12 protein-coding genes and 2 pseudogenes are annotated in these 13,609 nt (G+C 72.1%); 7 read left to right on the top strand and 7 right to left on the bottom strand.

The annotated features are described in order from the left end of the window. Positions 1 to 3: 3 nt before the first annotated feature. Positions 4 to 135 (bottom strand): annotated as a pseudogene (locus ACEZDG_RS29425) (DUF2510 domain-containing protein); the annotation flags it as partial. 218 nt (positions 136 to 353) lie between these two features. Here ACEZDG_RS29425 and ACEZDG_RS29420 point away from each other — a divergent pair. Then, positions 354 to 833 carry an SsgA family sporulation/cell division regulator gene (locus ACEZDG_RS29420; protein WP_380515172.1) on the top strand — a complete coding sequence of 160 codons (480 nt, stop codon included), beginning with the start codon at positions 354 to 356 and terminating at the stop codon, positions 831 to 833. 438 nt (positions 834 to 1,271) lie between these two features. Here ACEZDG_RS29420 and ACEZDG_RS29415 read toward each other — a convergent pair. From ACEZDG_RS29415 to ACEZDG_RS29405, 3 genes and pseudogenes are all read right to left on the bottom strand, one after another. Further along, a pseudogene (locus ACEZDG_RS29415) lies at positions 1,272 to 1,901 on the bottom strand (glycosyltransferase 87 family protein); the annotation flags it as partial. 664 nt (positions 1,902 to 2,565) lie between these two features. Continuing rightward, positions 2,566 to 4,005 carry a sensor histidine kinase gene (locus tag ACEZDG_RS29410; RefSeq protein WP_380515169.1) on the bottom strand — a complete coding sequence of 480 codons (1,440 nt, stop codon included), beginning with the start codon at positions 4,003 to 4,005 and terminating at the stop codon, positions 2,566 to 2,568. Beyond that, positions 4,002 to 4,712 carry a response regulator transcription factor gene (locus tag ACEZDG_RS29405; RefSeq protein ID WP_380515167.1) on the bottom strand — a complete coding sequence of 237 codons (711 nt, stop codon included), beginning with the start codon at positions 4,710 to 4,712 and terminating at the stop codon, positions 4,002 to 4,004. Before ACEZDG_RS29405 ends, ACEZDG_RS29410 begins: the two co-directional genes overlap by 4 nt. Before the next feature lie 63 nt (positions 4,713 to 4,775). Between ACEZDG_RS29405 and ACEZDG_RS29400 the strand changes: the two genes are divergently transcribed. Next, complete coding sequence (locus tag ACEZDG_RS29400; RefSeq protein ID WP_380515165.1) at positions 4,776 to 5,309, top strand: hypothetical protein; 534 nt, start codon at positions 4,776 to 4,778, stop codon at positions 5,307 to 5,309. A gap of 15 nt (positions 5,310 to 5,324) precedes the next feature. Here the strand turns inward: ACEZDG_RS29400 and ACEZDG_RS29395 are convergent, their stop codons facing one another. Genes ACEZDG_RS29395 through hppD form a run of 3 tightly spaced genes read right to left on the bottom strand, consistent with a single transcriptional unit; the run spans position 5,325 to position 9,252 of the window. Beyond that, a complete protein-coding gene (locus tag ACEZDG_RS29395; RefSeq protein WP_380515162.1) occupies positions 5,325 to 6,689 on the bottom strand; it encodes an FAD-binding oxidoreductase in 1,365 nt (454 codons plus the stop codon). 14 nt (positions 6,690 to 6,703) lie between these two features. Next, a complete protein-coding gene (locus ACEZDG_RS29390) occupies positions 6,704 to 8,101 on the bottom strand; it encodes a M1 family metallopeptidase (protein WP_380515159.1) in 1,398 nt (465 codons plus the stop codon). A gap of 44 nt (positions 8,102 to 8,145) precedes the next feature. Continuing rightward, entirely contained in the window at positions 8,146 to 9,252 is a 1,107-nt protein-coding gene (hppD, locus tag ACEZDG_RS29385; RefSeq protein ID WP_380515156.1) for a 4-hydroxyphenylpyruvate dioxygenase, read from the bottom strand. 150 nt (positions 9,253 to 9,402) lie between these two features. Here hppD and ACEZDG_RS29380 point away from each other — a divergent pair, with 150 nt between their 5' ends. Genes ACEZDG_RS29380 through ACEZDG_RS29360 form a run of 5 tightly spaced genes read left to right on the top strand, consistent with a single transcriptional unit; the run spans position 9,403 to position 13,594 of the window. Then, on the top strand, positions 9,403 to 9,876 hold the full coding sequence (locus tag ACEZDG_RS29380) for an Lrp/AsnC family transcriptional regulator (protein WP_380515153.1): 474 nt from the start codon (positions 9,403 to 9,405) through the stop codon (positions 9,874 to 9,876). 29 nt (positions 9,877 to 9,905) lie between these two features. Next, a complete protein-coding gene (locus tag ACEZDG_RS29375) occupies positions 9,906 to 10,553 on the top strand; it encodes an ABC transporter permease (RefSeq protein ID WP_380515150.1) in 648 nt (215 codons plus the stop codon). Continuing rightward, positions 10,546 to 11,811, top strand: coding sequence for a betaine/proline/choline family ABC transporter ATP-binding protein (locus tag ACEZDG_RS29370; RefSeq protein WP_380515147.1), 1,266 nt, complete (start codon positions 10,546 to 10,548; stop codon positions 11,809 to 11,811). The genes ACEZDG_RS29375 and ACEZDG_RS29370 overlap by 8 nt, the downstream gene beginning before the upstream one ends. After that, the gene (locus ACEZDG_RS29365; RefSeq protein WP_380515144.1) at positions 11,808 to 12,602 is read left to right on the top strand and encodes an ABC transporter permease; all 795 of its coding nucleotides are present in this window, start codon (positions 11,808 to 11,810) and stop codon (positions 12,600 to 12,602) included. Before ACEZDG_RS29370 ends, ACEZDG_RS29365 begins: the two co-directional genes overlap by 4 nt. After that, a complete protein-coding gene (locus ACEZDG_RS29360; protein WP_380515141.1) occupies positions 12,599 to 13,594 on the top strand; it encodes a glycine betaine ABC transporter substrate-binding protein in 996 nt (331 codons plus the stop codon). The genes ACEZDG_RS29365 and ACEZDG_RS29360 overlap by 4 nt, the downstream gene beginning before the upstream one ends. Positions 13,595 to 13,609 lie beyond the last annotated feature (15 nt).

Below are 13,609 nucleotides of genomic sequence, written 5' to 3'. Positions count from 1 at the left end.
CGCGGGACGGCTCGTCCCGGCGGCCCAGCCCAGCCCGTCCCAGTAGCGGACGTATCCCGGGATCGAGGGGTCGGGGTAGTAGCCGGCCGCGGGGCCGTCGGCTCCGGGGTCCGCAGCGGGTGGGACAGCCGTCATAGAGAGAGACCTGCTTCGTCTGCGTTGCCGGGCGGCTTCGTGCACGCCACGTCGTCGGGCAGTGACAAAGCGTAGTACGCGGGTCACCCTCCGCGGGCGACTTGTCCCGCAACTTGCCCGAAGTCCCACGGAACTCGCGCGGAAGTGCTGTAAGAGTCCGCGCTCCGGTCGCTCTTCTCCAGTAACCCGCACGGGAACGGTCGAGAGAGGGCACCACGATGAACCCCACCAACCCTGACAACCCCACCAACCCCGACAGCGCCGACACCCCCGGCAGCTCCGACAGCGAGACCGAGATCTGCCAGGAGCTGAGGGTCAGTCTGATCCTCTCCCCCGAGCGCAGCATCCCGGTCCCGGCCCGGCTCAGCTACCGCGTCGACGACCCGTACGCGGTGCACATCACCTTCCACCTGGGCCAGGACACCCCGGTGACCTGGGTGTTCGCCAGGGAGCTGCTGGTGGAGGGGGTGTTCAGGGCCTGCGGTCAGGGTGATGTGCGGATCTGGCCGACTCGGCTCGCCGGACGGAACGTCATCTGTCTGGCCCTCAGTTCACCGGCCGGTGACGCCCTGCTGGAGGCCCCGGCCGGTGCCGTCGCCGGCTGGCTGGAGCGCTCCCTCCGCCGGGTCCCGCCGGGGCGGGAGGACGCGGGCCTGGACGTGGACGGGGCGTTGGCCGCGCTCCTGGCCGGGCACTGAGGCCTCCCGCGGCCGTACCGCGACCGACGCGGCCGATGCGACCGACGCGGCCAGCGCCGCCGCCGTCCGCCGCCTGCGGCGCTTGAGGTGGCGTCGCAGCCGTTCCGCCGCGAGGCCCAGGAAGGCCAGCCCGACCAGCGGGTAGATCGCCGCGAAGGGCTGCAGCAGGTAGGGGATGCGCAGATTGCCAAGACCGTGGTGCGGGACCAGCCACATCGCGTACGAGCAGAAGGCCGCGCCCGTCGCCAGGAAGACCGCCCGCCACGGGCGCCGCACGGATCCGCCCAGGCTGCGGGCCCGGGCCCGCTCCTCGGCCGCCTCGGCGGCGAGCAGCACCAGCAGCGGCACGCACCAGACCCAGTGGTGGGTCCAGCTGATCGGCGAGACCAGCACCCCGGTGATCGCGACGCACAGTACCGACCAGGCCCGGGCCCGGGGGAAGCCCTCGGCGTTGCGGTGGATGCCGACCGCCAGCGCCAGCCCGGCGACCCCCACCAGGGCGGTGGCCAGCAGCGCGACCGCGCCGGGCTGCGGTGTGTGCAGGGCCCGTTCGACCAGGCCGCGCAGCGACTGGTTGTCGACGATGTACTCCTTGCCGACCCGGCCGGCGTCGAACACATAGCTGGTCCAGAAGGACCTGGACGCGTCGGGCATCGCCAGCGTGCCGAGCAGCATGGTGGCCAGGCAGGTGGCGCCGGCCGTGAAGGCCGCCCTGGTCCGGCCGCTGAGCAGCAGGTAGACGGCGAACAGACCGGGCGTCAGTTTGATCGCGGTGGCGAGTCCGATGGCGATCCCCTTGCCGCGCCTGCTGTCCGGGCGGGTCAGGTCGTAGAGCACCAGGCAGTCGATGAAGAGGTTGATCTGCCCGTAGCGCAGGGTGGTGAACACCGGTTCGAGCCAGACGCCGAGCCCGACCGCGAGGAACACCAGCGCGGGCCGCATGCTCCGGCGCGGCCAGCCCGCCAGCTTGGCGCCGAGGTGGGCGAGGGTGCCCAGGAGCACCAGGTTGCCGCCGGAGACCAGCACCCGGAGCAGGCCGACCGGCAGCCACGCGGTCGGGGTGAACATCATCGCGGCGAACGGCGGGTAGGTGGCGTAGAGCTGCCACTGGGTGACCTGGACCCCGTAGAGGTCGCCGTGGGTCGCGACGGCCGAGCCCTCGGCGCGGTAGACCAGCATGTCGACCATGGACACCCCGATCAGGTGCCGGACCAGCAGATAGGCGACCAGCGAGCCCAGACCCACCCAGAACGCCGTCAGGGTGGACCGGCGCGGTGCCTCCCGCAGCGCCCGCCGGAGGTCGGCGACCGCCGCGACCGCCCCCGAGCCGAAGGCTCTGGCCTCGCCGTTCTTCCCCGCAGCATCCTCGGCGTTCCATCCGAGACTCGTCACGCAGCACTCCTCTTCGCCGATTCTGCGCAACCCTGACGGATCCGCCGCCGGCCGGTCACCGGCGTACCAGATTGTCACGCCGCCCCCCGGCGCACCGCCTGACCCCCTGCCCCAAACTGGGACGGGCAGGCCGCCAGCTTGGTTCCTGGCGGCCTGCCCGTTGCTTGTTTCACCTGTTCGGAGCAAAGGCCGGGTCGTGTGGGGGATCGACCCGGCCGCCGCCGACGCTACCGCTGGTTCATCTTCCTGCCCACTGCGGCAACACCTGCTCATACAGCCGTAGCGCCCGCTTAGGGCGCCGTTAAGCTGCCGGCGCCATCAGGGCCGGTCCGACGGGCCGTCAGCGGACCACCCTGACCCGGATCCGCCCGTTCCCGCGCCTGCGCGAGCGCCCGGCCTGGTCCGGCAGCCCGTCCGCCGACGGACCGGGGGACGGTTCCCCGGCCGCGGTCCGCAGCATGATCCGGATCTCGGTGCCGCCCAGCACCGACCAGCCGACGGTCACCCCGCCGCCGGTGGACTCGGCGACCCGGCGGGCGATGTCGAGGCCGAGGCCGGTGGAGCCGGCCCCGCCGTGGCCGTGGCCCCGGCGCAGCGCGGCGTCCGCGTCGGCGATACCGGGTCCGGCGTCCGAGACCAGGATGTAGACGGCGTCGGGTTCGCGGTGCACGTCCACCGCGAAGGCGGTGCCCTCGGGGGTGTGCCGGAAGACATTGCCGAGCAGCGAGTCCAGCGCGGCGCCCAGGTCGGCGGCCGGCACCGCCACCGGGACCGGGTCCTCGGCCCCGGCGAGCTGCCAGTCCCGGCCCTCGTCCTCGGCCAGCGCGGACCAGAAGGCCACCCGGTCCCGGATCACCTCGGCCGCGTCGCAGGACAGCGGTTCGGGCACGGCGTCGCCGTCCGCACCGACCAGGCCGCCGGACCCGCGGGCCCGCGCGGTGCTGATGATCCGGTCGACCTCGCGTTCCAGCTGGTCGACGGCGTGCCTGGTCTGCTCGGCGGCGTCCCCGGTGCCGAGCGCGGCGGCGTTGAGCCGCAGCACGGTCAGCGGGGTCCGCAGCCGGTGCGACAGGTCGGCGGCGAGCTCGCGCTCGTCCGCGACCAGTTGGACCACCCGGTCGGCCATGGCGTTGAAGGCGACCGCGGCCTCGCGCAGTTCCGGCGGCGAGTCGTCGGCCTGCGGGACCCGGACCGCCAGGTCGCCGGCGCCGAGGGCACGCGCCCCCGCGGCGAGGCGGCGGGCCGAGCCGACGATCCGGGTGCCCAGCCGGTCGGCGACCAGCACCGAGATCAGCACCAGCACCACGGCCACCCCGGTCAGCACCAGCCAGGCCGAGAGCACTCCGTCGCTGAGCGCGGCGTCCGGGACGAAGACCTCGACCACCGCGATGCCGCCGCTGCCGACCGCGACCGGGGACAGGTAGGCGTAGCCGCCGGGGACGGTGGTGCTCGCGGCGGCCCCGTCGGTCTCGACGGTGCGGATCTCGGTGTCGGTGGCCCGGGAGCGGCCGATGGTGGTCAGGAACGGGCCGCCGTTGATCGGCAGGTGCACCGCGATCTGCCCGGCGGCCCAGGCCTGGGTGCTGGCCAGGGCGCGCTGCAGCGACTGCTGGTCGGTGGTGATGGCCAGGGCCGGCCCGAGCTCTCCGGCCTGGCGTTCGGCGACGGTGAAGGCGCGGTCCCTGGCGGTCTCCCTGACCATCAGTCCGAGCGGGATCAGGAACGCCAGCGCGACCATGGTGGTGACCGCGACCGAGACCTTCACCAGGGCCCATCTCACGGCGCGTGCTCCCCCGCGGGGGGCTCCGCCGCCGGCGGGTCCAGGCGTACGCCGACCCCGCGCACGGTGTGCAGGTAGCGCGGCTTGGACGCGGTCTCGCCGAGCTTGCGGCGCAGCCAGGACAGGTGCACGTCGATGGTCTGGTCGGTGCCGTAGGGCTGCCGCCAGACCTCGGCCAGCAGCTCGCGCCGGGAGACGACCACGCCCGGGCGGGCGGCGAGGAAGGCCAGCAGGTCGAACTCGCGCCGGGTGAGGTCGAGCTCGGTGCCGTCCAGGACCACCTGGCGGCGCTGCAGGTCGATCCGGATCCCGCCCACCTGGAGGTGCTGCCCGGTGCCGGGTGCGGCGCCGGAGCGGCGCAGCACGGCGGCCATCCGGGCGCTGAGGTGCTCCCCGGAGAAGGGCTTGACCAGGTAGTCGTCGGCCCCGGCGTTGAGCAGCCTGATGATCTCGGACTCGTCGTCCCGGGCCGTGGAGATGATCACCGGGACGTCGGTGAGGCCGCGGATCATCTTCAGCGCCTCGCTGCCGTCCAGGTCCGGCAGGCCGAGGTCGAGGATCACCACGTCGCAGCCCACCTGGGCGACCTCGCGCAGCGCTTCGAGCGCGGTGCCGACGCTGCGGACCGCGTGTCCCGCCCCGGAGAGGTGCCGGATGAGGGCTGATCGTACGAATGGGTCGTCCTCGACCACCAGGACCGTTGCCATGAACACTGAAGGTAGCCCATTGGGATGATCTTCTGGGAGGGGCAGTCGTACATACTGTTGCGGGTGCGCAGAGGACTGATCCGGGCAGGGGCGTGGGCAGGGGCGACCGCGGCGGCGGTGTCGGTGTCCTGGTTCGGCGTGCACAGCGTGCTGGCGGACTCGTCCGCGGTCCAGCCCCGGCCGCTGGTGGTGGCGCTGAACGCGCCGGTGGCCTCGCCCGTGCCGCCCCCGCCGCCGGCCGCGATCGGCACCCCGGCGCAGACCCCCTCGGCCACCCCCTCGCCCAGTACCAGCACCGGTGCCGGGGCGGCGGGCACGGCCGGGACCGCGCCGGCGCACCGTCCGTCCTCCGCGCCCCCGTCGCCGACCGCCTCCCCCACCGAACAGGTCGTCAGCTACACCCGGCCCGGCGGGATCATCGTGGTCGCTGTGGGCCCCAGCTCGGCGAAGCTGATCACGGCGACCCCGAACCCCGGCTGGTCGGTGCAGACCTGGACCTCCGCGCCGGACTGGTTCCGGGTCGACTTCGTCCGCGGCGGCACCGACACGGTCTTCTACATGACCTGGAACGGCCACCCCCCGATGGTCCAGGACTAGGGTCTGCCCGAACCGCTACAGCACCTTGCCCGGGTTGAGCAGGCCCAGCGGGTCGAAGGCGGCCTTGACCCGGCGCTGCAGCTCCAGGCCGACCGGGCCCAGCTCGCGGGCCAGCCAGTCGCGCTTCAGCAGCCCCACGCCGTGCTCGCCGGTGATGGTGCCGCCGAGGTCCAGGCCCAGCGCCATGATCGCGTCGAAGGACTCCCGGGCCCGGGCGGTCTCGTCCGGGTCGTCGGCGTCGAAGACCACCACCGGGTGGGTGTTGCCGTCCCCGGCGTGGGCGACCACGCCGATGGTCAGGTCGAAGCGCTCGGCGATCTCGGCCACCCCGGAGATCATCGCGGCCAGCGCGGAGCGGGGTACCGCCACGTCGTCGACCATGGTGGTGCCGAGCCGGTCCATCGCGGTCAGCGAGAGCCGACGGGCCTGCAGCAGCAGCTCGGACTCGGCGCTGTCGGCGGCGGGGACCACCTCGGTGGCCCCGTGCGCGGTGCAGATCTCACCGGCCGCGGCCAGGTCGGCGACCGGGTCAAGGGTGTCGAAGGCGATCAGCAGCAGCGCCGCGGTGGAGTCCGGCAGTCCCATCTGGGCCAGCGCGTTGACGGCCCGTACCGAGACCGTGTCCATCAGCTCCATCAGCGAGGGGGTGTAGCCGGCCTCCATCACCGCGCACACCGCCGCGCAGGCGGCTTCGGTGCTGGGGAACTCCGCCGCCAGCGCCAGCTGCGGCGGCGGGGTGGGCCGCAGCGCCAGTGTCGCCCCGACCACCACGCCGAGGGTGCCCTCGGAGCCGACCAGCAGCCGGGTGAGGTCGTAGCCGGCCACGCCCTTGGCGGTGCGCCGCCCGGTCCGCAGCAGCTCGCCGTCCGCCAGCACCACGTCCAGGCCGAGCACGTACTCGCTGGTGGTGCCGTACTTGACGCAGCACAGCCCGCCGGAGGCGGTGCCGATGTTGCCGCCGATGGTGCAGCTCTCCCAGCTGGACGGGTCCGGCGGGTAGGTCAGGCCGTGCGCCCCCGCCGCCCGGGACAGCTCGGCGTTGACCACCCCCGGCTCGACCACCGCGATCCGGTTCACCGGGTCGATCTCCAGGATCCGGTTCATCCGCACCAGCGACAGCAGGATGCACCCGTCCACCGCGTTGGCCCCTCCGGAGAGCCCGGTCCGCGCCCCCTGCGGCACCACCGGGACCCGCAGCGCGGTGGCGCTGCGCAGTACGTGCCGGACCTGCTCGACCGTGTCCGGGAACACCAGCACGGCCGGCGCCCCGCTCTCGCAGAACCCCGCCATGTCCTGCCGGTAGGCGGCGGTGACATCGGGGTCGACGACGACGGCCGCCTCCGGCAGCCCTTCCCGAAGCAGGTCGACCAGGTCGCTCATGTGTTCTCCCCTTGCTACAGCTGTGCCGGCTTGCCCTTGCCATACAGCCACGTCGCGAACAGCGCGTCCAGGGTGCCGCTGTTCTTCCCGGCCAGCTTCTTGCTCAGCGCGATGAACTGCGCGGTGTCGCCGTGACCGTAGCGGTGGTCGGTGGCCCAGGTCTTCAGGATCGAGAAGAACGCCTGGTCGCCGACGGTCTCGCGGAGCTTCTCCAGCACCATCGCGCCGCGCTCGTACGGCGGGGTGCCGAAGAGGTTGCCGCCGTTGCCGGGGTCGCCGGCCGGGAAGGACCAGAGGTCGTCGCCCGCCGGGAGGGCGTAGTCGGCGGCCAGCCGCTTGGCGGTGCTGGGGCCGCCGTGCTTGGCGTCCCAGAGCCACTCGGTGTAGGTGGCGAAGCCCTCGTTCAGCCAGATGTCCTTCCAGCTCCCCAGGGTGACCGAGTCGCCGAACCACTGGTGCGCGGTCTCGTGCACCAGGGTGTCGATGTCCGGCGCGCGGTCGTAGATCGGCCGGCTCTGCGTCTCCAGCGCGTAGTCGACGTCGTGGGCGTGCTCGACGATGGCCCCGGCCGAGTCGAAGGGGTAGCGGCCGAAGAGGCTGCTCTCCCAGGTGATCACGGCCGGCAGCTGGTCCAGCACCGGCCCGGCGGCCTTGGCCTCGCGCGGGTCGACGGCGCTGTAGACGGGCAGCCCGGCGGCCGTCCAGGACTGGCTGACCTGGAACTTCGCGACGCTGGCGGTGGCCAGGTAGGCCGCCATCGGCCGGCTCTCGTGCCAGGCGAAGACGGTCTTGGCGCCCTCCGTGCGCTGGCTGACGAGGCGTCCGTTGGAGACCGCGGTCCAGCCGTTGGGGACGGCGACCGCGATGTCGTAGGTCGACTTGTCGAGCGGGTGGCCGTTGCAGGGGAACCAGGTCATCGCCCCCTGCGGCTCCCCGGCGACGAAGGAGGAGCCGTCGGCCTCGGTGATCCAGCCGTCGGCCGAGCCGTCCGGGTCGGTCACCTTCGCCGGGACCCCGGCGTAGGTGACCGTGGTGCGGAAGGACTCCCCGGCGAGCAGCGGACGCGCCGGGGTGACCTGCAGCTTCACCCCGGTGCGGCTGAACTGCGCCCTGGAGCCGTCCACCAGCACGCTGCTGACGGTCAGTCCGGAGAGGTCCAGGTCGAAGGAGCTGAGGTCCTGGGTGGCGGTGGAGCTCAGCGTGGCGGTCGCGGCCAGGGTCCGGGTGGCCGGGGTGTAGCCCATGCTGAGCCCGTAGTGGACCACGTGGTAGCCGCCGTCCCCGGACAGCGGGAAGTACGGGTCACCGGCGGTGGCCGAACCGGGCGTGCCGCCGCCCCCCTGGGTGGCACCAACCAGGAGGGCGGCGAGTACGGGAGTCGCGGCGAGGGCGAGAAGGCGACGTGTGATCATCTGCCCAGACTAGAACTGACGGGCAGTCACCGCACGGCGAAGCGTCAGAGATTGCCGCGAAGCTCCTGCTCCCGCTCGATCGCCTCGAACAGCGCCTTGAAGTTGCCCTTGCCGAAGCCCATCGAGCCATGACGCTCGATCAGCTCGAAGAACACCGTGGGCCGGTCCTGCACCGGCTTGGTGAAGATCTGCAGCAGGTAGCCGTCCTCGTCGCGGTCGGCCAGGATCTTCAGCTCGCGCATCTCCTCCAGCGGCAGCCGGGTCTCGCCGGCCCACTCGCCGAGGGTGTCGTAGTAGGAGTCGGGGGTGTCCAGGAACTCCACGCCGGCGGCGGACATCGCCCGGACGCTGGCGGCGATGTCATTGGTCGCCAGCGCCAGGTGCTGGACGCCGGGGCCGCCGTAGAACTCCAGGTACTCGTCGATCTGCGACTTCTTCTTCGCCACGGCCGGCTCGTTCAGCGGGAACTTCACCTTGCGGTGGCCGTCCGCGACCACCTTGGACATCAGCGCCGAGTACTCGGTGGCGATGTCGTCGCCGACGAACTCCTTCATGTTGGTGAAGCCCATGACCCGGTTGTAGAAGGCCACCCAGGTGTCCATCTGCCCCAGCTCCACATTGCCCACGCAGTGGTCCACCGCCTGGAAGAACCGGCGCTGCGGCGGCTCCACGAAGGGCGTCCGGGCGACGTACCCGGGCAGGTAGGGGCCGTCGTAGCCGCTGCGGTCCACCAGGGTGTGCCGGGTCTCGCCGTAGGTGGCGATGGCCGCGAGCACCACCGTGCCGTGCTCGTCCTTCAGCTCGTACGGCTCGGCCAGGCTGGTGGCGCCGTGCTCCACCGCGTAGGCGTGCGCCGCGTAGGCGTCGGGGACCTCGATGGCCAGGTCGATCACGCCGTCGCCGTGCGCGGCGACATGCTGCCCGAGGAAGGCGCCGTGCTCGGTGCTCGGCTTGACCACGGAGGTGAAGACGAACCGGGCGCTGCCCGACTCCAGCACGTACGAGGCGGTCTCCCGCTCCCCCGTCTCCGGCCCCGCGTAGGCGACCAGGCGCATGCCGAAGGCGGTCGAGTAGTAGTGCGCGGCCTGCTTGGCGTTGCCGACGGCGAAGACGATCGCGTCCATGCCCTTGACCGGGAACAGGTCACCCATGACGGCCTCCGAGGGTGTGAAGTGGTGTTGCGGGTACCGTCGCTCCGATCGCCCTGCTGCGCAACTGGTCGGATAATCGCTGCACAGGCTGTACAGCCGGACCAGCCGGAGTCGAGTATGGCTGGACAAAATGTCCACCGAGGAGGACCCGTGCCCGGCATCGACCCGCTGGACTGCTCGCTGCTCACCCTGCTGGCCGAGGACCCCCGCCCCGGCGTCCTGGAGTGCTCCCGCCGGCTCGGCGTCGCCCGCGGGACGGTCCAGGCCCGCCTCGATCGGCTGCGGGCCAACGGGGTGATCCGCGGCTTCGCCCCGCAGCTGGACCCGGCCGGGCTCGGCTACCCGGTGACCGCCTTCGCGACCCTGGAGATCTCCCAGGGCCAGGGCAGCGACGTACGGGCGCACCTGGCCTCGGTCCCCGAGGTGCTGGAACTGCACACCATCACCGGGCAGGGGGACATGCTCTGCCGGATCGTCGCCCGCTCCAACAGCGATCTCCAGCGGGTGATCGACCGGGTTGTGGGTTTTGATGGGATCGTGCGGGCTTCGACCGCCATCGCCCTGGAGAACCCGGTGCCGTACCGAACTCTCCCCCTGGTGCAGCAGGCCGCCGGGGACCAATGACCTGACGACGCAGGGAGTGCTGACGGACCGTGGGTTTCTGGGACTACGTCAGCAGCCGTCAGCAGCAGCTGCTGAGCGACACCTACCAGCACGCCAGCGCGGTGTTCCAGTGCATGCTGATCGCCGTGCTGCTCGGGGTCGGCCTCGGCGCCCTCACCTACCGCAGCGAACGGGCCGGACGGCTGGCCACCCTGGTCACCGGCACCGTGCTCACCATCCCCTCGTACGCCCTGCTCGGCCTGCTGATCCCGCTGCTCGGGCTCGGCGTCCCGCCGACCGTGACCGCCCTGGTGCTGTACGCGCTGCTGCCGATCGTCCGCAACTCCATCGTCGGACTGCGCGGGGTGGACCCGGCGCTGGTCGACGCCGCGCGCGGGATCGGGATGACCGGCCTGGCCCGGCTGGCCCGGGTGGAGCTGCCGATCGCCTGGCCCACCATCCTGGCCGGCATCCGGGTCTCCACCCAGATGAGCATGGGCATCCTCGCCATCGCCGCCTACGCCTCGGGCCCCGGGCTCGGCAATGAGATCTTCGCCGGCATCGCCAGCCTCGGCAGCGCCAACGCGCTCAACGAGGTGCTCGCCGGGACGCTCGGCATCGTCGTGCTCGCCCTCCTGTTCGACGCCGCCCTGGTGCTCCTGGGGCGCCTGACCGTATCGGCGGGTATCCGTGTCTGACGCCACCACCGACAACGCCCCGACGATCACCAACACCGCCCCGGTCACCGGCGCCACCATCGAGCTGGAGAACCTGACCAAGCGCTACCCGGGCAACCCCACCCCCTCGGTCGACTCGGTCAGCATGAGCATCGCCGCCGGGGAGACGGTGATCCTGGTCGGCCCGTCCGGCTGCGGCAAGAGCACCACGCTGCGGATGATCAACCGGCTGATCGAGCCCAGCTCCGGCCGGATCCGGATCGACGGCGAGGACGTCACCGACATCGACCCGGTGAAGCTGCGCCGCCGGATCGGCTACGCGATCCAGTCCTCCGGACTGTTCCCGCACCTCACCGTCGCCGAGAACATCGCCCAGGTGCCGCGGATGCTCGGCTGGGGCAAGCAGCGGATCAAGGACCGGGTCGAGGAGATGCTGGACCTGGTCGGCCTGGACGCCCGCGAGTTCCACGACCGCTACCCGCGGATGCTGTCCGGCGGCCAGCAGCAGCGGGTCGGCGTGGCCCGCGCCCTGGCCGCCGACCCGCCGGTGCTGCTGATGGACGAGCCCTTCGGCGCGGTCGACCCGATCACCCGGGACCACCTCCAGGACGAGCTGATCCGGCTGCAGCAGGAGCTGCACAAGACCATCGTCTTCGTCACCCACGACTTCGACGAGGCGATCAAGCTCGGCGACCGGATCGCGGTACTGCGCGAGCAGTCCCACATCGCCCAGTTCGACACCCCCGAGGCCATCCTCACCAACCCGGCCGACGAGTTCGTCTCCGGCTTCGTCGGCGCCGGCGCCGCCCTCAAGCGGCTCAATCTGACCCGGGTCCGCGACGTCGGCATCGCCGACTTCCCCTCGGTCACCGTGGACGAGCCGCTGCAGGACCTGTTCGACCGCTTCCGCAGCGGCAGCGCCAACGAGATCCTGCTGCTGGACCGGCGCGGCCGTCCCTACAAGTGGCTCCGGCGCGGCGACCTGATGCGGGCCCGCGGCTCACTGGCCCGGGCCGGCGCCCTGGTCAACCACACCGTCAGCCGCGACGCCACGCTGCGCGACGCGCTGGAGGCGGTGCTGACCGACAGCGGCGGCCGGGTCGCCGTCACCGGCCGGCGCGGCGAGTACCTCGGCGTGGTCGACATGGAGACCCTGCTGAACTCGGTGCACGAGCTGCTGGAGGCGGACCGGCTCACCGCGCTGGAACACCGCGAGGAGCAGCACTCCCGGGTCGCCGAGGAACTCGAGGGCTTCACCGGCGGAGGCGAGCACCTGTGAGCACCGGGACCAGCACCACGACCGCCGGAGCGCCCCCGGCCACCGCCCGCCCGCGCCGGATCACCGTGCGAAAGCTGCTGGTCACCCCGGTGGTGCTGGCGGTGCTGCTGCTCTGCACCTACCTCTGGATCACCAACGCCGACCTGGACTCCATCGAGCACAACTCCCTGGACGGCGGCCAGGTGCGGCTCTACCTCTGGCAGCAGGTCAAGCTGACCGCGGTGTCGACCTTCTTCGTACTGGTCATCGCCCTGCCCGCAGGCATCCTGCTGACCCGGACGTTCGCCCGCAGGGCCGTCCCCTTCGCGGTCGCGCTGGCCAACCTGGGCCAGGCCACCCCGGCGATCGGGCTGCTGGCGCTGCTCACCATCTGGCTCGGCATCGGTCCGCGCACCGCCCTGATCGGCATGGTCGCCTACGCGGTGCTGCCGGTGCTCAGCAATACGATGGCGGGGCTGCGGGCCATCGATCCCACCCTGCTGGACGCGGCCAGGGGCATCGGCATGTCGCCGCTGGGTGTGCTCGGCCGGGTGGAACTCCCGCTGGCGGTGCCGCTGATCCTGGCCGGGGTGCGCACCGCGCTGATCCTCAACGTCGGCACCGGCACCCTGGCGGCCTTCGCCGGGGGCGGCGGGCTGGGCAACCTGATCACCGCGGGGATCACCACCCAGCGCACCAGGGTGCTCGTCGTCGGCGCGATCCTGACGGTGTGTCTGGCCCTGCTGGTGGACTGGCTGGCCTCGCTGGCCGAGCTGAGGCTCAGCCCGCGCGGCCTGGAGGTCCGGCAGTGACCCGGCGGGCGGCGGTGACCCGGCGGCTGCTCCCGCTCGGCGCCCTGCTGCTGCTCGCCGCCCCGCTGGCCGGCTGCGGGCTGCACAGCGGCACGGTGATCCCCTCCGACCTCGGCCCCGGCACGCTCGGCAAGGGGCTGCCGCTGAAGGGCGTCACCCTCACCATCGCCTCCAAGAACTTCACCGAGAACGTGATCCTGGCCGAGATGATGGGCCTGGTCTGGACCGCCGCCGGGGCCACCGTGGTCGACCGCACCAACATCTCCGGCTCCATCGGCGCCCGCCAGGCCATCGTCTCCGGCACCGCCGACGGGATGTACGAGTACACCGGCACCGCCTGGATCACCTACCTGGGCAATACCAAGCCCATCGCCGACCCGCAGCGGCAGTGGCAGGCCGTCCACGACGCCGACCTGAAGAACGGGCTGACCTGGCTGCCGCAGTCACGGCTGAACGACACCTACGCGCTGGGCGGCAACGCCGCCAACGTCGCCAAGTACCACCTCAAGACCCTCTCCGACGTGGCCGCGCTCTCCAAGTCGAACCCCTCGGCGGTCACCCTGTGCGTCGACAACGAGTTCGGCGTCCGCGACGACGGGCTCACCGGCATGGAGAAGGCCTACGGGATGTCCATCCCCAAGTCCAACATCAGGACCATGGACGCCGGGATCGTCTACACCACCCTGTCCGCCGGAAAGTCCTGCCTGCTCGGCGACGTCTACAGCACCGACGGCCGGATCCCGGCGCTCAAGCTCCAGGTGCTGGACGACGACAAGCACTTCTTCCCCAACTACGACGCCGCCCCCGAGCTCTACAGCAAGGCCGTCCGGGAGCACCCGGCCATCACCGGGCTGCTGGACCCGGTCTCGGCGAAGCTCGACAACACCGTGGCCCAGCAGCTCAACAGCAAGGTCGACGTGGACGGCCAGGACCCGCGCGCGGTGGCCCGGCAGTGGCTGATCGACAAGGGCTTCGTGGTCCCGAAGAAGTGAGCTGTGGGACGGGCG

Source organism: Streptacidiphilus alkalitolerans, from assembly GCF_042511045.1.
Lineage (GTDB): Bacteria > Actinomycetota > Actinomycetes > Streptomycetales > Streptomycetaceae > Streptacidiphilus > Streptacidiphilus alkalitolerans.
The sequence above is the reverse complement of the archived record's forward strand: the minus strand, read 5'-3'. Positions and strand labels throughout refer to the sequence as shown.

Bases quoted from the DNA above. Each gene is read 5' to 3' on its own strand.
- ACEZDG_RS29390 (WP_380515159.1), bottom strand. From the start codon at position 8,101: ATGATCACACGTCGCCTTCTCGCCCTCGCCGCGACTCCCGTACTCGCC.
- ACEZDG_RS29420 (WP_380515172.1), top strand. From the start codon at position 354: ATGAACCCCACCAACCCTGACAACCCCACCAACCCCGACAGCGCCGAC.
- ACEZDG_RS29395 (WP_380515162.1), bottom strand. From the start codon at position 6,689: ATGAGCGACCTGGTCGACCTGCTTCGGGAAGGGCTGCCGGAGGCGGCC.
- ACEZDG_RS29405 (WP_380515167.1), bottom strand. From the start codon at position 4,712: ATGGCAACGGTCCTGGTGGTCGAGGACGACCCATTCGTACGATCAGCC.
- hppD (WP_380515156.1), bottom strand. From the start codon at position 9,252: ATGGGTGACCTGTTCCCGGTCAAGGGCATGGACGCGATCGTCTTCGCC.